16 protein-coding genes are annotated in these 17,557 nt (G+C 64.3%); 9 read left to right on the top strand and 7 right to left on the bottom strand.

Annotation, left to right across the window (positions count from 1 at the left end):
* Window positions 1-45 precede the first annotated feature (45 nt).
* Window positions 46-753 (top strand): hypothetical protein, encoded by a 708-nt coding sequence (locus tag M9952_05180; GenBank protein ID MCO5312314.1) that lies wholly within the window; start codon window positions 46-48, stop codon window positions 751-753.
* Between the two features lie 28 nt (window positions 754-781).
* Here M9952_05180 and M9952_05175 read toward each other — a convergent pair whose 3' ends face one another.
* Complete coding sequence (locus M9952_05175) at window positions 782-1,492, bottom strand: hypothetical protein (GenBank protein MCO5312313.1); 711 nt, start codon at window positions 1,490-1,492, stop codon at window positions 782-784.
* A gap of 194 nt (window positions 1,493-1,686) precedes the next feature.
* Here M9952_05175 and M9952_05170 point away from each other — a divergent pair, with 194 nt between their 5' ends.
* The 6 genes from M9952_05170 to M9952_05145 are packed head-to-tail and all read left to right on the top strand — an operon-like array spanning window position 1,687 to window position 8,013.
* Window positions 1,687-2,142, top strand: coding sequence for an OB-fold domain-containing protein (locus M9952_05170; GenBank protein ID MCO5312312.1), 456 nt, complete (start codon window positions 1,687-1,689; stop codon window positions 2,140-2,142).
* Window positions 2,142-3,335, top strand: coding sequence for a lipid-transfer protein (locus tag M9952_05165; protein ID MCO5312311.1), 1,194 nt, complete (start codon window positions 2,142-2,144; stop codon window positions 3,333-3,335). Before M9952_05170 ends, M9952_05165 begins: the two co-directional genes overlap by 1 nt.
* 7 nt (window positions 3,336-3,342) lie before the next feature.
* On the top strand, window positions 3,343-4,089 hold the full coding sequence (locus M9952_05160) for a hypothetical protein (protein ID MCO5312310.1): 747 nt from the start codon (window positions 3,343-3,345) through the stop codon (window positions 4,087-4,089).
* A 9-nt stretch (window positions 4,090-4,098) separates the two neighbouring features.
* A complete protein-coding gene (locus M9952_05155; protein MCO5312309.1) occupies window positions 4,099-5,256 on the top strand; it encodes an aminotransferase class I/II-fold pyridoxal phosphate-dependent enzyme in 1,158 nt (385 codons plus the stop codon).
* A complete protein-coding gene (locus tag M9952_05150; GenBank protein MCO5312308.1) occupies window positions 5,249-6,658 on the top strand; it encodes a glycosyltransferase family 4 protein in 1,410 nt (469 codons plus the stop codon). Before M9952_05155 ends, M9952_05150 begins: the two co-directional genes overlap by 8 nt.
* Window positions 6,655-8,013 (top strand): glycosyltransferase family 4 protein, encoded by a 1,359-nt coding sequence (locus M9952_05145; protein MCO5312307.1) that lies wholly within the window; start codon window positions 6,655-6,657, stop codon window positions 8,011-8,013. The genes M9952_05150 and M9952_05145 overlap by 4 nt, the downstream gene beginning before the upstream one ends.
* On the opposite strand, the gene M9952_05140 is transcribed toward M9952_05145, so the two are convergent.
* From M9952_05140 to M9952_05125, 4 genes are all read right to left on the bottom strand, one after another.
* On the bottom strand, window positions 7,950-8,864 hold the full coding sequence (locus M9952_05140) for a sterol desaturase family protein (protein ID MCO5312306.1): 915 nt from the start codon (window positions 8,862-8,864) through the stop codon (window positions 7,950-7,952). The genes M9952_05145 and M9952_05140 overlap by 64 nt on opposite strands.
* Window positions 8,865-8,883: 19 nt before the next feature.
* Entirely contained in the window at window positions 8,884-9,486 is a 603-nt protein-coding gene (locus M9952_05135) for a TetR/AcrR family transcriptional regulator (protein MCO5312305.1), read from the bottom strand.
* 74 nt (window positions 9,487-9,560) lie between these two features.
* On the bottom strand, window positions 9,561-11,060 hold the full coding sequence (locus M9952_05130; protein ID MCO5312304.1) for an AarF/ABC1/UbiB kinase family protein: 1,500 nt from the start codon (window positions 11,058-11,060) through the stop codon (window positions 9,561-9,563).
* 305 nt (window positions 11,061-11,365) lie between these two features.
* Entirely contained in the window at window positions 11,366-13,006 is a 1,641-nt protein-coding gene (locus tag M9952_05125; GenBank protein ID MCO5312303.1) for a DEAD/DEAH box helicase, read from the bottom strand.
* Window positions 13,007-13,185: 179 nt separating this feature from the next.
* Here M9952_05125 and M9952_05120 point away from each other — a divergent pair, with 179 nt between their 5' ends.
* Window positions 13,186-13,599, top strand: coding sequence for a nuclear transport factor 2 family protein (locus tag M9952_05120; protein ID MCO5312302.1), 414 nt, complete (start codon window positions 13,186-13,188; stop codon window positions 13,597-13,599).
* 8 nt (window positions 13,600-13,607) lie between these two features.
* Window positions 13,608-14,450, top strand: coding sequence for a formyltetrahydrofolate deformylase (purU, locus tag M9952_05115; protein ID MCO5312301.1), 843 nt, complete (start codon window positions 13,608-13,610; stop codon window positions 14,448-14,450).
* A 1,344-nt stretch (window positions 14,451-15,794) separates the two neighbouring features.
* On the opposite strand, the gene M9952_05110 is transcribed toward purU, so the two are convergent.
* A complete protein-coding gene (locus M9952_05110) occupies window positions 15,795-16,283 on the bottom strand; it encodes a hypothetical protein (protein MCO5312300.1) in 489 nt (162 codons plus the stop codon).
* Between the two features lie 50 nt (window positions 16,284-16,333).
* Window positions 16,334-17,506 (bottom strand): hypothetical protein, encoded by a 1,173-nt coding sequence (locus M9952_05105; GenBank protein ID MCO5312299.1) that lies wholly within the window; start codon window positions 17,504-17,506, stop codon window positions 16,334-16,336.
* Between the last annotated feature and the right edge of the window lie 51 nt (window positions 17,507-17,557).

Below are 17,557 nucleotides of genomic sequence, written 5' to 3'. Positions count from 1 at the left end.
CGGAGGTCCGCCGAAGCCGGTTCTCGGCGCCGTAGTGTCAAATCGATGAAGCGGATGCTCGTGCTGATCATGTTCCCGCTCTCACTCGTCGTGGTCGCGGTGTTGAGCGGCGCGTTCTCCCAGCGCTTCGATGCGGCGGTCACGCTCAAGAGCGACGACATTCGGGCATCGCGCAACATCGTGATCGCCCGACTGTCCGAGTTGGGAGCATCGATCCGGGCCGAAGACACTCGAGGGGCAGATGCCTCCGAAGTCATCTTCCAAGTCCCGGCCGCTCAGCTGAACGCCGTGCTCGACACGCTCAACGCGGTCGGAGACGTGACCAGCACCGAGGTCGATCTCAGCGGTTCCTTCGACGACGCCCCGTCGGTCGCGTCCGGGCTGGCGGAACTCGATGGGTGCATCGACCGGGTCTCGAACCAGCTCGGGGAAAATGCCGTGACCTCGGCGCGTTCCTCCCTCGACGAGTGCCGTGCCCGCCTCGATCGAACGATCGCCAAGGCCGACGCCGAGCCCCACAGCGCGGAGCCGGTTCGCCTCGCCGTGCGCTTCACCGCCAACGGCTCGAGTTGGTGGACGGTGGCCGTTGCGACGGCCATTGCGTTCCTACTGCTCGTCGTCGCTGGTGCGGCGTTCGTGTTCGCTCGACGTCAACGCGCTGACGACATCGTGGTATTACCGCGAGACGACGAGCCCCATCGCATCACCGACCGTTCCCACGAACGTTCGCCCGGCCACGGGCACTGGAGCTGACCGCAACGGCCTGGCCCGGAGGGAGCCGCTACCAGCGCCGTACGCGTTGGAGATACGACTTCAGGTCGTCGAATCCTGCGCCGGACCGCTCACGGATGAGCTGCACCGCATCATCGAGCCATTGGGCGGTCACCGGAGCGCCCGTCTGGTGAGCGGTTGCGACCGAGGCGTCGAGATCCGACGTATCCACCGATTCGAACCCGGCCGCAAGGTCGGTGCCGCACCAGCCTTCGGTGACCGTCACGAAATTGTCGAGCGCATCGGTGTCGACGAGGCGTCCGAGGTGCGATTCCCACAGCCGGAATCGCCGTGCCTCCCAATCCGGTGGATGTACGAAACACGTGCGGTCGAACCCATCGAGAAGCTCGCTGTCGAGCGTCCATGGCTGATGGCTCGTCGCCACGACCACGGTGTGGGTGCCTGCGGCCATGGCGACCGCCTCGTTCACCGAGGTCGTGAACGGGTCGTCGTCCAGGCACGGCAGCACGGCGACGCTGACCCCCGGCATCTCCTCGAGCTCTGCGGCCAGACAGTCGGCGATGAACCGCACACCGCACTGCGGCGGCCCGTAGACCAGGACTCGCTTCGGGGCGCGCACCAGCGGGTCTCCGAGGCCGGCGGCAACCAGCGGCGTCACCACCGTCGAACGAAGTCGATGCACGACCGCGTACATGCCGATCACGGAATCGAGACCGGTGCCCTGGAGGCCGGTTCCCTGAAGGGTCTCAGAGGTCATCATGCGCGTCACGGTAGAGGGGGTCCGTCGCGATGAGGCACGCCGGAATGCATTTGAATCAACCGGCTCAGCGCGGTTGCACTTGGCGCCTACCGGAGGGGGCCGCGGTACCCTCTGTCCATCGTTCGCTCGGCCCAGAGCGACAACCAGACCAACAGCACCTCCCAGCAGTACTCCCCCCTAGAAAGGTGGCAATGATGCCCCGGACCCGAGTTCCGGCCATCGACGGGTGGTTCACCCTCGATGACGAACCACGCCTGATCGGCACCAAGTGTGTCGACAGCGGCACCATCTTCTTCCCTCCCGAGACGACCATGTCGCGAGCCCCGGGGTTTGCGTCGAGCGAACTCGTCGAGGTCAACCTGAGCCGCACCGGCACCCTGTGGAGCTACACCAACGCCGGCTACCAGCCGCCCGAGCCCTACATCGCGGTGACCGATCCCTACGAACCGTTCTGGATCGCTGCGGTGCATCTCGAGGCCGAACAGATGGTGGTGCTCGGCCAGGTCGCTACCGACGTTCCCCGCGAGGCCATCAAGGTGGGCGCACAGATGGAGCTCGTCCTCGACGTCCTCTACAGCGACGAGGACAACGATTACATGATGTGGAAATGGCAGCCCGTGGGCTGGTCCGGCGAGAAGGGTGATCAGTGATGGCAGTCGACGAGGTCGTCATCATCGGAGCGGGGATGCACCCGTGGGGCAAGTGGGGCCGCAACTTCGTCGAGTACGGCGTCGCAGCGATCCGTGACGCGGTCGCAGACGCCGACATCGACTACCGCGACATCCAATTCGTCGCCGGCGCCGACACGATGCGCAACGGCTACCCCGGCTACGTGGCCGGCGCGACGTTCGCCCAGGCGATGGGCTGGACCGGCATTCCGGTGACCTCGGCCTACGGCGCCTGTGCGTCGGGGGTCATGGCCATCGAAGCCGCCCGTCAGCGCATCATGGCCGGACTGTGCGACGTCGCCCTGGTCGTCGGTGCCGACACCACCCCGAAGGGCTTCCTCGCTCCGGCGAAGGGCGAGCGCGGCGACGACCCGGACTGGCTGCGCTTTCGCCTCCTCGGCGCCACCAACCCCACCTACTTCGGCCTGTATGCGCGTCGCCGCATGGACCTGTACGGGGCGACCGACGAGGACTTCGCGCAGGTGAAGATCAAGAACGCGCGCCACGGTCTCAACAACCCGTACGCGCGCTATCGCAAGGAGTTCACCCTCGAAGAGGTTCAGGCCTCGCCGATGGTGGCCGATCCCCTGCGCCTCCTGCACATCTGCGCGACCTCCGACGGCGGCGCGGCGCTCATCTTGGCCTCCAAGGAGTGGGCGGCCAAGCACTCGAAGTCCGACAACCCGGTCATCAAGGGCGTGTCGACGGTGACGCCGACCTTCCCCAACACGATCATCGAGATGCCGCACTTTGCGACCGACTCGGCCGCGGGTCTGCCGATTCCACAGCGCACGTTCAAACAAGACATCGGCCACGCCGCCTACGAACAGGCCGGCATCGGCCCCGAAGACATCGACGTCGCCGAGGTCTACGACCTGTCGGCCGCGCTCGAACTCGACTGGTACGAGGACCTCGGGTTCTGCGCGGAGGGCGAGGCGTCGAAACTGCTGCGCGACGGCGAGACCACCTTCGGTGGACGCGTCGTGGTGAACCCTTCGGGCGGCCTGGCCTGTTTCGGCGAGGCGGTTCCGGCCCAGGCGATCGCTCAGGTGTGTGAGCTCACCTGGCAGCTGCGCGGCCAGGCCGAAGGGCGTCAGGTCGAGGGGGCCAAGGTCGGCATCACCGCCAACCAGGGACTGTTCGGTCACGGTTCATCCGTGATCGTGGCGAAGTAGGGCGACGATGACCACCGCATTCGAAGCCACTGAACGAAGCGCACGATCCGTCGCCAACATCGGCGCGAGGTTCATGCTTGACCCCGCCGTCTACGCCGCAGGCGACGCCGACCACGGGTTCCACGGCATGGATTTCTACTTCGTTGGCCGCGGCGGGATGCTCGGCGACGTCGAGCCCGCAGTGGCGGCAGCGGCCTTCGGGTTCTTCCCGCCGGCCGTCGTCGAGTTGATGTGGGCGAGCGGCACCTCGGTGATGGCGGCGAGCCAGGCCTCGCGCGAATACCTGGCGGCCTGCGCGAAATGGGGTCGCAACCACTTCGGCGCCGACATCGACTACGCGGAGCTGGCCGAGTTGAGCGCCCGCGTCGTGGCCGCCGGCCCAACCGCTGGGTTCCCGCTGTTTGCCGGGTGGCAAAAGGCCGCAGCGTCGGTGTCGACCGACGATGCGAAGGGCGCCGCCATGGTGTTGCTCACCGCGCTGCGTGAGCTGCGCGGAGGCGCCCACCTCGTGGCCGTCACCGCCGCCGGGGTCGAGCCGCTCGATGCCGTGTTGCACACGGGTGGTGTTCCCAACGCCCAGTTGTTCGGCTACGCCGAGCCTTACCCCGACGTCTCCCAACTCGGCGAAACGATGGAGGCCATCGAGCGCACCACCAACCGCATCGTTTCGTTGGCCTATGAGGCGCTCGACTCGTCCGAATTGGACCGTTTCGTCGATCTAACGAAGGCGGCGAGTATCGGGATCACCGACTGACACCCGACGATGAGCCATCACGTCTCCGCCCGCTCCGGCGTTGAACCGTTCCATGTCATGGAGGTGGTCGCTGCCGCAGCGGCGCGCGGAGACGTGGTGCATCTCGAGGTGGGCCAGCCGAGCGACGGCGCCCCGCCCTCGGCGGTGGCACGGGCTCAGGAGTTGCTCGCATCGGGCGACGCTCTGGGCTACACGCCGGCACTTGGCATCACCGCGCTTCGCGAGCGGATCGCTGGGTGGTATCACGAGCGCTACGGCCTCGAAACCGACCCGGGGCGCATCGCCGTCACCGCCGGGGCCTCCGGGGCGGTCATGTTGGCGCTGCTGGCCCGTTTCGACCCGGGACAGCGGATTGCCTATGCGGTACCCGGGTATCCCTGTTACCCCCAGCTCATCGCCGCGCTCGGCCTGATCGGGGTTCCGGTGCCGTGTGGAGCGGCGGACGGGTTCGTCCTTGGCGCCGAGCAGCTCGACCGTTTGATCGGCTCGGGTGTCGCCCCGATCGATGGGGTGTTCGTCGCCAGCCCGGCGAACCCGACCGGCACCCAGTACGACCCCGAACAGCTCCGACAACTGGCGCAGTGGTGCCGGGATCGCGGGGTTCAGCTCATCGCGGACGAGCTGTATCACGGAATCACCTTCGATCGACCGGCCCCCTCTGCTGGCGGCGACGAATCCGCGATCGTGATCGGGAGCTTCTCGAAATACTTCTGTATGACCGGATGGCGGCTCGGTTGGATGCTCGGACCGGCACCGCTGATCGACGCCGTCGACCGGCTGAGCCAGCACGCGTATCTGTCGCCGCCAACCCTCGCCCAACACATCGCGATCGCCGCATTCGACGACGTCGCGGTGCTCGATGCACGGGTCGAGCGCTACGCGCACAACCGCCGCATTCTGCTCGCGGCGCTGAGCGACCTCGGCGTCGAAGACGTCGCCCCGTGTGACGGCGCCTTTTATGCCTACGGCCGCGTCGACCACTGGGGGATCGACAGCTTCGAACTGGTGCAACGGTGGCTGGCCGAGATCGGTGTGGCCGCAGCGCCCGGGGTCGATTTCGATCACCGCGACGGGCACCGCTGGGTCCGGTGGTCCTTCGCCGGTTCGACAGAGGACGTCACCGAAGGCTGCGAGCGGCTCCGCACCTGGGCGAACCGACGTGGATAGGTCGTCGTTCGACGCGCTGCGCCGCGGTGAGGGCACCATCGCCGACGGACTGCGGGCGGCGCGACGCGGCGTGGCCAAGGCGCGGGCGGTTGCGCTCAACCGTTCGATTCCGCAGTACATGACCGATGTCGTCACCTCGGTTCCGCGACCGGCGAGAACCCCGGCGTCGACCCCTGCGGTGCGATCTCCACGCCGTATCGCAGCGTTCAGCACCTACCCCATCCATCCCCGCCGCGGCGGCGGGCAACTCCGGGGTTGGTACCTGGCCGATGGGCTGGGACGCCGCGAGGACACCGAGGTCACCATCGTCAGCCTGACGACCAACCCCGACCTGGCCGGCGACCACACGCTCAGCGATCGGGTCACCGAACACTGCGTCCTCATCGACCACGGCGCAGCCCGGCGCGAAACCGAGTTGCGCCTCGTCACCGGCGACGTGTCGATCACCGACATCGCAAGCGGCCTGATGTGGCCGGGAATCTCCGGGTTCACCGAGGTGGCAACCCGAGCGCTCGACCAGGCCTGTGCCGCCATCGCCGTGCAGCCCTACCTCATCGACGCGATCGACACGCTCGCGTCGGGGATCGCGACCGTGTACGACTCCCACAACGACGAGGTTGAGCTGAAGGCCACGATCCTTCCCCGCCACACCGTCGGTGGCCGTTGGCTGGAACGTTGGGTCGACGACCTCGAACGTCGAGCGAGTGAAGGCTCGGTGCTGGTGACGACGACCACCGAGGTCGACCTGCGCACGCTGTCGGCCCGCTACCGGATCGATGCGACCACCGAGGTCATCCCCAACGGGGTCGATACCGGCGACATCGAATTCATCGTCGGAACCGCCCGCGTCGCTCGCCGACAGCTCCTCGATCCGCACCTCGGCCTCGAGCGGAACCGACCGGTCGCACTGTTCGTCGGCTCGGGGCACCTGCCGAACATCGAGGCCGGACGCCACATCGTCTCGCTGGCCCGCCAGGTTCCCGGCGTCGACTTCGTCCTTGCCGGCGACCACTCGACCCGGCTCGGCCTCGCCAACCTGCCTCCGAACGTCCATGCGATCGGAGCCGTCGGCGACGACCTGCTGGAGCTGTTGCTGACCAGCTCCACGGTCGCGCTCAACCCGATGGGGGGCGGAAGCGGATCGAACCTCAAGCTCTTCACCTACCTGGCCGCCGGGCTCCCGGTGCTGTCGACCACCGTCGGCACCCGTGGCATCGACCCCGAGGCCGCTGGGGTGATGACGACATCGGTCGGTTCACTGGCCGCCGGCCTCGACGCACTGTTGAGCGAGGATGGCAACGAGCGGGTCCTCGCCGGCCGCAACTACGTCGAGGCCAATTGCGACTGGCGGGTCATCGCCGATCGGTTCGCTGCCCTCGTCGTAGAGTCGACGCCATCATGACCGAGGACCACCGCGACCAGATCCCCGACCAGATCCCCGACCAGGCCTTCGAAACCGGGTCCGACGCGATGCCTCGGCGCACGGTTTTCGTCGAGGTCACCAATACCCTGGCGGTCAACTACATCACCGGGTTTCAACGACACACCCGCGAGATGCTCGGTCGTCTCATGCAACTCGACGGTCCGGTGCGGTATATCCCGGTGCTGTGGTGTTCGGAGTGCGAGACCTTTCGCCACCTCACCACCGCCGAGCTCGACGCGTTCGCCCACTTCGTCCCTCGACCCGATCCCCCACGCTCGCGCCTTGCAACGCTCGCCGATCCGCTCCCTGCCTCGCTCAAGCGGTTCGGGCGGCGACTCATTCGCACGCGGGCGGCGACATCGGCGCGCGAGGAACTCGCGCGCCGACGTCGCCTCCGCAACCACCCGGCCGCCCACGGCGCGCTGCGCATCGACGAGTGGCCCGACGAGTCGTGGTTCTTCGACCTCGAGGCCGCTTGGCACAACGTGCCGCACCGCAGCGAGTTGTTGCCGTGGCTGCGCAACCGCGGCGTGCACACCGCGGTGCTGGTGGCCGACGTCATGCCGTTCTTGTTCCACGACTGGTTCGACGCCGGGCAGATCCGGCTGTTCACCTCGTTCATGCAGGCGCACCTGACCTACTCCGAGAAGTTCATCGCCATCTCGGAGTGCAGCCGGCGCGACCTGCTCGCCGTCGCCGAGGCCGAGGGGGTCCAGCGACGGCTCGAGGTGCCGATCATCACCATGGGAGCCAACTTCAAACGCGCCGACGCCGACCTTGCGCGCCCCCCAGAGGCACCGCCTGGCCGGTACATCCTGAGCGTCGCCACCGTCGAGCCCCGCAAGAACCACGACCTGTTGATCCGCGCCTACGACACCCTTCGTGACGAAATCGATGACCTGTCGGTGGTCTTCGTCGGCAAGGCGGGTTGGATGACCGACGAGTTGCAGGACCGCATGCGCAGCCACCCGGATCACGGCGGACGGTTCCGCTGGCTCGACAAAGTCGACGACACGTTGCTCAACGCGCTGTTTCGCCACGCGTACCTGGCCGTTCAACCGGCGTTCTATGAGGGCTACGGCACTCCGGTGATCGAGGCCCTCGGCAACGGGGTGCCGACGTTGAGTTCGAGCGGGGGCTCGTTGCCCGAGGCGGGCGGCACCTACGCCGAGTACTTCGATCCGGTCGACCTCGACGAGTTGGTCGCCTTGATCCGGCGCGCCTACCGCGACCACGCCCACTATGAGGCGATGAGGGCGGCTCTGGTCGACTACCGGCCACCGACCTGGGAGCTCGGAGCGGCCGGCATTGCCGAGGCGTTCGCGCTCGACTGAGCGCCCCCTAGTCTCGGTGGCTTCCACCCCGGACCGGCAAAGGTGTAGTTCCACCGCTCACGCCACGACCGCGTCGAACCGACGTCGTGCCAGATCGCAACGAGTTCGTGGCTGAAGATCGTCCACAACGAGTACGAGTGGATGTTCTTGGTCAGTCCGTAACGGACCCGTTCGCCCTCGGCTTGGAAGGTACCGAACATGCGGTCCCAGATGATGAGGATGCCGCCGTGGTTACGGTCGAGGTACTGGCGTTGGCTGCCGTGGTGGACTCGATGATGCGACGGCGTGTTGAACACGAACTCGAACCAACGCGGCAGCTTGTCGATCGCCTCGGTATGGATCCAGTACTGGTAGACGAGGTTGAACCCGCCCGACACCGCGATGATCCACGGGCGAACCCCGATGAGGGCGAGCGGCGGGAAGAACACGATCGCCGCAACCGGCAGCAGCGCCTGACGCAGCGCGGTCGACAGGTTGTAGTACTCGCTGGAGTGATGATTGACGTGCGCCGCCCATAACAGTCGCGACTGATGCTCAAAGCGATGCAGCCAGTAGTAGGCGAAGTCCCACCCGATCATGGCGACAACCCACGCGGCAACACCCGTGCCGAGGTCGATGAGGCGGAACTGCCACAGCCACTGCGACAACAGCAGCGACACCACGTTCAACGCACCGACGCTCACGAGTGACACCACCCCGAGGCGGATGCTCGCCGAGGCGTCTCGTCGGTCGTATCCCAACACGTCGCGGCCCTCACGTCGCTGGCGTTTCAACGCACGCACCTCCCACCACATCAGTGCGAAGTACAGCGGAATCGCCAGCACCGCCGGGTTCATCAGTTCCTCCAACACGGTTCCCCCCTCTGGTCCGTTACGAAACGACGAACTCGACGAGCTCGTCCAACATGTTGCGAAGTCGCTCCACCTGACCGGGGTCCGGAGCGGCCATCTGGTTCAGCACCAGCCCCTGGATCGACAGGATCGCCAAGTCGACGAGCGGGGCGAGGCGCTGGGGGTCGATCTCGGGGAGTAGGCCGGCGGCGAGCTCGTGGATCCGCTGGCAGTGGGACGACACGACCGGCTCGAGTGCGGCGCGCAGATCGGCATCGCTGCGCGCTGCGGTGTAGAGCTCGAATCCGGCGCCAAGGCGGGGGTCGAACATGCGCGCCCACAACAGGTCGACGCCGTGCGCCGGCTGGGCGGCGTCGCCGAGTTCGACGAACGCCACCTCGTAGTCGTCACGCAGCGCCTCAAAGAGGTGTTCGATGACTGCGGCGAGCAGCGCGGACTTTGAGTCGAAGTGCTTGAACAACGCCCCCTGGCTGACCCCGGCACGCCGACAGACCTCGGTTGTGGTGAAGCCCGAGAGTCCTCCGTCGAGGAGCTGTTCGAGCGAGGCGTTGAGGATCGCGGAGCGCGTCGCCTCGCGACGTTCGGCCTGGGTGCGTCGAGTTCCAGTGGAGGCGGAGACCATGGCCTCACCGTACGCCCCCATTTAGAAAGTGACAAGTCACTTTCTAAATGGGTCGCCTGGATTCCGTCCCTGAGCTACCGACCGTTCACCTCGCGCAGCGTCTCAACCGGGGCGTCGAGCGCGGCGCGGAAGAACTCCTCGTCGCCGAAGATGCTGACGTCGTTCATGTACATCTTTCCGTAGCGCTCGAAATACATCAGCGCCTTGGTCAACAGGAACAGGCCACGTTCGAAGTCGCTCTCGATGATGCCCTCGGCCTCGGCCATCAGGCGCAACTTGCGCTGTTCCCGGAAACGCTTGAGGACAGAGCGCACGCTCCGACGCTCGACCTCCAGCCCCTTCGCCTCTGCCACCTTCGCCTGTGGAGCATTCAGGATCGCCACGAGCGACACCTCACCGAATGGCGCCCGCAGCAGCGGTTCGAGGGTCAGCTTCATGAACGCCGTCACGTCGTCGTGGCCCATGCCGAGACCCTCTTCAAGCAGGGCTCCGTACTGCTTGATCGTGTGCGCTGCGATATCGGCCCACGCCGTGTCGTCGCCGAGGCCCGCCTCGCAGATGCGCCGGAAAAAATGGTGCGTGTCGGCGTCGAGGCGACCACAAATGCCCCAATCGATCACCGCCACACGGCCGTCGCGCAACAACAGGAGGTTCCCGGCGTGGACGTCTCCGTGGAAGAACCCCCACCGTACTGCGGTCATGAGGAACCCCTTGACCGTCTGGGTAACGACCGGCGCCGGATCGAACCCGTACTCCGCGATGCGTTCGAGGTCATCGACGGGAACACCGTCGAAGAATTCCATGGTCAACACCCGAGCACCGCTGAAGTTCTCATAGGTCGTGGGCACGGTCACAAGCGGTAGGTCGACCACCCCCAACAGCCCCTGCATGTGGCGAATCGCCCGGGCCTCGTTGCGCAAGTCGAGCTCCTCGCCGAGCTGCAGCCGGAACCCGTCGAACATCTGCACCAGCTGCCCCGCCGCGTACTCCCCCGTCGTGCGCGCCGCGAGGGTCAACAGCGGCTCGAACAGATCCATGTCGACCGCGACGCGTTCTTCGATTCCCGGCCGCAGCACTTTGACGGCCACGTCGGTGCCGTCGTGCAACGTGGCGCGGTGAACGACCGCGATCGATGCACGACCGATCGGATCGGGATCGAAGGTCGCGAACGCCTCGTCGAGGTGCATCCCGAGTTCGGACTCGATCACGCGACGCACCTCGTCGAAGGCCACGACCGGCCCGGTGTCGAGACAGGATCGGAACTCGGCCGCGACCTCTTCGCCGAACACCCCGGGCGACGATCCGACGAGCTGGCCGAACTTCATGAACGTCGTTCCCAACTCCTCGAAGGTCTTGCGCAGAGGACGGGCGAAGGCATCCGGAGCGACCTCGCGCTTGAGCGCACGACCCATCGCGCTGCGCACACCGAGCGGCCCGAAGTGCTTCGTCGCGACCCAACCGATCTGTGCGGCGCGCCGGGCGATGGCGCCGCGCTTGGCCGGCGGGAGATATCGAGGAAAGACCCGTAGGCCCGCTCCGCCGGAGGCCGTCGCTTCACCGACACGTTCAGTCATGGGAGCAGTGTTGGCGAGTTGCCAACACTGGCACAAACCGACCCGCCATCCCGGTACGTTTCGATCCGCTTCGGCCAGGACCGAGCCGTTTCGTCGCCAAATTGACATCGAAGCGTCACTTGTGCCGGCGCGACCCGTCCTTTACACCAACCCAAGGGGACCGAACCGAGGAGGGGACATGGCCAGAAAGCTCGGAACCACCACACTCAGCGCGTTGCTCGCAACGCTGATCGCCCGCTACGCGATCGCGAGGGATCACCACCGCCACGACGACTCGCTCTGGTACTGCTGAACACCGAGGTCCGTTACAGCTTCTTGAGCCACCGTTCGCCACGGTCGAGGCGGGTCTGGAGTTGCTCCACGGTCGCCTCGGTGACCTTGCGAATGCCGGCGAGCCGGTTGAGTTCCGCGTTCACCTGCCGATGATCGAGCTTGGAAAAGCGCACGAGTTCGCGCACCAACTCGGCGTTGGCGTCTCGCAGGTCCTTTTTCAGATGCTTGCGCGTCTTCGTCGTCGGCGCTGCACCCCTCGCACCTCTCGGTGGCGGTACCGCGAGGCGCACCTCCAGCGACTCGTCGAGCTCGACCTCCGCGTCGTCGTCCCAGTCGTCTCCGTGATCTGTACTGAACACCGACGGGGCGAGCTCCGCCTCCTCGGCGACCGCCGAGATGACGGCGAACAGCGACATCTGCTCCTCGCCTCCCTGTTCCTCGCGCTCGGCGTCACCGAGGTCGTCGAACTCGGTGCCGTCGGTGTCGTCGTCACCGCGGCGCTTCTTGAGTGAATGACGCCGCTGCGCGGCGATCTCGGCGGCGTAACGGCGCAGGCGTGGATCGTCGGGGAGGAACAGGAATGCTCGCTGGTTCTTCACCCCGCGCGTCCAGCGGACGAAACGGCCGACAACCTGTCGGAAGAACAACTCGGTGGTGGTGTTTGTCGCATACACCCCGACGCGCAACCTTGGGATGTCGACCCCTTCGGACACCATGCGCACCGCGATGATCCACGGATCGTTCGACGCCGCGAACCTGGCGATCTTCGCCGAGGCGGTCGGGTCGTCGGACACCGCGATGGTCGGGGTGATGCCGAAACGCGACTTCATGAGTCGCGCGATGCCGTTGGCATGGTCCTGGTCCATGGCGATGACCAGACCCGCGGCATCCACATGAGTACGACGGATGTTCTGCAGTTGTACGTGGGCTTCGGTCAACACCTTCGTGAGCCACTGCCCCTCAAGCGACAGCGCCACCCGAAGTCGCTGGTTGGATCTCTGGTGGTCGAGCGCATCGTCGAAGCCAGCCGACATCTCGCTTCCATCGGGGGCGACCCATTCCATGTGCCCGCCGTAGGCCGGAAAGTACACCGGGCGCACGACGCGCCCGTCGCTGAGCGCATCGCCATACCCGTACTCGAAGTCGGGTAACGCCTCGTCCATGTGGTACTCGACGAACGGGATGGCCGAACTATCGGATCGAAACGGAGTCCCCGACAACGACAGTCGCTTGCGCGCCGGGCCGAACGCATTCAGCACGCTCTCGCCCCACGACTTGTCGTCGCCGGCGTGGTGTACCTCGTCGAGGATGACGAACGAGCCGGGGGTCAACTTGCGCAGCACCGCGCCCGATGTCGCCACCTGCTGATAGGTGGTCACGATTCCGTGCATGTCGGAAGGCAATTCGCCGTCCGCTGCGGCCCAGTCGTCGTCGAGGTGTAAGCCGATGCGATGCGCCGCCTCGGCCCACTGGACCTTGAGATGCTGGGTCGGGGCGACCACGAACAACCCCTGGCAAAGCCCCGAGGACAGGTACTGCGCGGCGACGGTGAGCGCGAAGGTCGTCTTGCCGGCACCAGGGGTGGCGACGGCGAGGAAGTTGTCCGCGTCCTTCGCGAGCAACTTTTCGAGCGCAGCTTTTTGCCAGGGCCGAAGCCTGATCGATGTCGCCATGGGGGTGGGTGAGCGTCCGTGAACGGGAGTCGGGGCAAGGGGACCCAATAGTCTGCCAGCCTCCACCGACATGACCGGAACCGTTCCGGTCACACCTCGGATGCGACCCGCTGACTCGGAAGTTCGGTACCGTCAACAGACTGACCCTGTTCCACCCATTCTCACCGAAGGAGCCCCCGATGCAGTTCCCCGACGAACTTCCCGACCACCCGGCGCGCAACGCGTCGGTCGCCTCGATGACCGCCATCGAGAACGGGGACCGAGCGACCTGGCTGTCGCTGTTCGCTCCCGACGCCGTGGTCGCTGACCCGATCGGCCCCTCCCCGCTCGACCCCGATGGCAACGGCCACCGCGGTTTGGAGGCGATCGCCGCCTTCTACGACACGGTGATCGGCCCGAACCAGGTGCGCTTCACCATCAAGGAATCCTGGGAGGCCGGCAACGAGGTGGCCAACGTAGGTCGAATTACGACGACGATGGCCGATGGACTAGTCGTGCACACCGACGGGGTGTTCACCTACCGGATCGACGACGCCGGACGTGTCGAGGCACTCCGCGCCTACTGGTCGATCGACCGCCTCACCTACGGCTGATTTCATCGATGACGATCCTTCTTCTCTCCTGCCCCGACGGACCGGGGCTCGTGGCCGCGACCAGCGGGTTCATCCAGGACCACGGCGGCAACATCGTCCACGCCGACCAGCATGCCGACCAACGCCACGATCTATTCCTACAACGCATCGAGTTCACGCTCGAACCCGGCGCCGATCACGACGCGTTCCGTACGGAGTTCTCACTTCTTGCGCAACGCCTCGGCATGTCGTGGACCCTCGCCGAGGAGTCCGACCGCCAACGAGTGGCGCTCTTGGTGTCGAAGGAAGGTCACTGCCTGCTCGACCTGTTATCGCGACATCATCTCGGCCTCCTCAACGTCGACATCCCGGTGGTGATCTCCAATCACCCCGATTTCCGGGAGATCACCGAGAAGTTCGGGGTCCCGTTCCTCCACCTCCCGGTCGACCCAGACGCCAAGTCGGCCCAACAGCGCGCGGTGCTCCAAGCGCTGGAGGAACATGACATCGACCTCGTGGTGCTCGCCCGCTACATGCAGATCCTGCCACCCGAGATCATCGACCGATATCCGCGCCGCATCATCAACATCCACCACTCGTTCCTGCCCGCATTCATCGGGGCAAAGCCCTATCACCAGGCGTACGACCGCGGAGTGAAGATCATCGGAGCGACCGCCCACTACGCCACGGCGGAACTCGACCAAGGCCCAATCATCCGCCAAGACGTCACCCCGGTGAGCCACCGCGACGACCCGGAGCGACTCATCCGCATGGGTGGCGACCTCGAGGTCGTAGTACTCGCCGATGCCGTGCGACTCCACATCGAGCACCGCATCCTGACCTACGCAAACCGCACGGTCGTCTTCGACTAACCCCAGCCCTTCGATGCCGAATTTGATTAATGGAGTCGCCCGATATCCACTAATATCGATCTGGATCTGGTTGCCTCCAGCGCACGCCCACCGCGTTAATATGATTGGTCGCCTGACTACCTGTCCTATCTAGCTATCTGCTGAACACGTAGCCCGCCAACAGGCCTAATCCGATCAATATCCTCACCAGGTTTGCAAATCCCTCACCTGTGTCAACGAATCCCGCGAGTATCCTGCGAAACAGGCGGCCCGGAGAATCCGCCTGAACCATTCGTATGTGAGAAATCACACTAGCGACGGCGAGTATAACTCCAAGCACCACCACGACACCGAATGATACTTGACCGCTAGGCATAGGACTGCGGCTCTCCTAGAGTAGTGAAGACACGGCAGTGGTGGAGCCTAGCGACCGTGGCAGGCCCATTCGGATTACTCAATATTCTGGTCATTGCCAAGTTCAGACTTCTTTCCTCGCCAGCAGTCGATCGCTTGGGATTTGCCTGCTGGCGGATAGCAGCGTCGCCGCAGCCTCCAGGTCGGGCCCGAATCGACCCATGAACCGAGGGGCCTCAACCTTGGCAGATCGACCATCAGCGCTGACTTCAAGCCACTCCCGCAGTCCGCCGAACTCAGCAATAACCGTGGCGTCGATGGGTACGTCGTTCTGAATACTTCGGGTGCGAAAGAGGCCACGCATCACAATGGTTCCGTTGCTCCGAACCGTCAATCCAGCGCGAGCTGAACGGACAGCTAGGACGATCAAGACCACGCCTATTGACGCTGACCCGATCGTCAGGGCAGACGTGCCCATCGCGAGTCCAGACATTAATACACCGGCCAGGATGAGCCATAGCAAGGAACCAATCGAAGATGCCACCCTGTTCCGCATTCGAAAGTGAGCACCGTTAGCAGTACGCTCCACCGCGCTACCGTCCGATCATACAGCCAGCAGACTTTGATCCACCACTCGTACCGCCTGCAAAGGCAGGTGCTTCCAGCCGGAAGCGCACGATGTGGGCACGGTAGTGGTGGAACCCACCGACTGGGGCGAAGCCACTCGGATTACTCATTATTCTGGCCATTGCCAAGCTCAGACTTCCTGCCTCGTTTCTGGAGTCGGACGATGGAAAGCCCCACGACGCAACCCAACATAGTTGGCCCAATCGAGACAGGAGCGATCTCTCCACCAGCCTCCCGAACGAAGATATTCCCAACGATCCAAAGAGAAGCTATCGAGGCCAGCAAGATGGCAAAGCCGATCTTCTCGCCCTTGGACAACGTTCTAACTTGCACGATACCCCCTCGGGAAGAGTCGTCCGACACCGATACCATGTCCTGATCGCATCAGTCGGAACTGCACCAGGAACTGATCACACTAGGTATGTCCTGATCGACTTCGGTCCGATCGTAGTCTCCGCTATCATTGCGCAACCAAAGTTGCGGGCGAGTAGCAACGTCCTCAAGTTCAATTGATGCTCCATACCCCTCGTTGGTAACAAATATCACAGTCCCATTATCCTCTTTGGACAGGTAATTCTTCGAACTCTTGATTAAATCGAACGACGATATGATGGGTACGTTCTCGACTTCATCGAGGTTGATAGAAACATCCATGATACCTTGAAATCGGGCCCGATTATCCTCAAGCTTGCCGCTTGCCTCTTGGATTATTGTCTGTCCTGGCAATACGACTTCAATGCTTGCCAGCCAGTCGCCTGAACAGATTGGTACCTGCAGGACGTAGTTCATCGCATCGCCCGACACAACGAACGGAATAGATTGATGCCCTTCAGTACCCCATACGCAGGAACTGGAGACGAGTACAACGCTCAACAGATAAATTCGAGAACGACGCGCCCGAACCTGACCGAATGCCAATTTCATTAGTTCCGACACGAAGAGTAGTTGTCTCTGTTAAAATCGGCGTTGCGCTCGAAGACGTTGAAACAGCTAGCTGATTTCTTGCTGCGAGATACCTTGGAGTATACCCATCCAGCCGCTTCTGCTATGCCATATGCCTGGAGAAAGGAGTCTCCCATCCATGCCTGCTGGTTCACATGTGCCATCTCGTGACGAATCTGGCCGCTGTTCAAGGTCTCCTTAGAAATGATTACGTTTCCATAGGTGATCGCGTCGCGTGGATTGAACGCACCCCGCTTCACCCCAGTGCATATGATGGTTAGCTCAGCGCGATCTACAGAGCACGATCCTCCACCACGTTTTGCGACAGCGAATCCAACGACCGACGCGGGAGCATTCCTTGCTGCCCGCGCCAGTTTGACAGATTTCTTTACAATCTTCTTCGCCCACTTCGGTACACCGATGGTGCCGGTGAGGTCGGTCATGTTGATGGGGTCGTTGACGTAGGTGTAGTCGTTGTCGACACCGCCCTCAACAGGGTCCTTCTCGATAAATCGGCCCAGAGCAGGAATGTACTGGCGGGCACCCATCTCGATCACCGACACCAACCCGACACCGTGCTCCACAGGACGCTGAGCCTGACCATGCCAGCCGTAATCGAAGTTCCCGTCGCTATTGTCCGCCAACACACCAGCCGCGACATTCCCGAACGCGTCGTACGCGACCGTCACACCGGTTCTGACACCCGCACTGGTCGCAGTCGCCGCGACATCACCGTGAATGTTCGGATACGACCACACATCACCGCTCGCACGGCTCGTGTAGATCACCCCACCGGGCAACACCATCGTGCGTTCAATCAACGTGTTCGATGACGACAACGTCATCTGACCGCTATCGCCACCCGCCACGTACCCATAACGCGTCGTCGTAGTCGCACCACCCGAAACCGCCTCGGTACGCACAACGATTCGATCCAACGGATCACGCCGATACGTCACCGTCGTCGAACCCTTCACCATGCCAAGGTGACGATCCGTCGCGTCATAGCCATGGGTTTCGCCGGCGATCGTGGTCGCGTTGCCATGCGAGTCGTAACCGATCGTCCCAGTAAACCCGGGCTCAGTCGTCGACGTCAGCTTGTCCGCCCAGTCATAACACGACCCGAACGACAACGAACCAACCACATGGTTCACCCGGTTCCCGTTCCGGCCCGAGCTCGACGCCGACACCGCACACGAACCCGA

The organism is Microthrixaceae bacterium (assembly GCA_023957975.1).
Classification (GTDB): domain Bacteria; phylum Actinomycetota; class Acidimicrobiia; order Acidimicrobiales; family Microtrichaceae; genus JAMLGM01.
Note: the sequence above shows the minus strand (reverse complement) of the source record. Positions and strands in the feature narration are given on the sequence as shown.

Bases quoted from the DNA above. Each gene is read 5' to 3' on its own strand.
- M9952_05180 (MCO5312314.1), top strand. From the start codon at position 46: ATGAAGCGGATGCTCGTGCTGATCATGTTCCCGCTCTCACTCGTCGTG.
- M9952_05175 (MCO5312313.1), bottom strand. From the start codon at position 1,492: ATGATGACCTCTGAGACCCTTCAGGGAACCGGCCTCCAGGGCACCGGT.
- M9952_05170 (MCO5312312.1), top strand. From the start codon at position 1,687: ATGCCCCGGACCCGAGTTCCGGCCATCGACGGGTGGTTCACCCTCGAT.
- M9952_05165 (MCO5312311.1), top strand. From the start codon at position 2,142: ATGGCAGTCGACGAGGTCGTCATCATCGGAGCGGGGATGCACCCGTGG.
- M9952_05160 (MCO5312310.1), top strand. From the start codon at position 3,343: ATGACCACCGCATTCGAAGCCACTGAACGAAGCGCACGATCCGTCGCC.
- M9952_05155 (MCO5312309.1), top strand. From the start codon at position 4,099: ATGAGCCATCACGTCTCCGCCCGCTCCGGCGTTGAACCGTTCCATGTC.
- M9952_05145 (MCO5312307.1), top strand. From the start codon at position 6,655: ATGACCGAGGACCACCGCGACCAGATCCCCGACCAGATCCCCGACCAG.
- M9952_05135 (MCO5312305.1), bottom strand. From the start codon at position 9,486: ATGGTCTCCGCCTCCACTGGAACTCGACGCACCCAGGCCGAACGTCGC.
- M9952_05130 (MCO5312304.1), bottom strand. From the start codon at position 11,060: ATGACTGAACGTGTCGGTGAAGCGACGGCCTCCGGCGGAGCGGGCCTA.
- M9952_05125 (MCO5312303.1), bottom strand. From the start codon at position 13,006: ATGGCGACATCGATCAGGCTTCGGCCCTGGCAAAAAGCTGCGCTCGAA.
- M9952_05120 (MCO5312302.1), top strand. From the start codon at position 13,186: ATGCAGTTCCCCGACGAACTTCCCGACCACCCGGCGCGCAACGCGTCG.
- purU (MCO5312301.1), top strand. From the start codon at position 13,608: ATGACGATCCTTCTTCTCTCCTGCCCCGACGGACCGGGGCTCGTGGCC.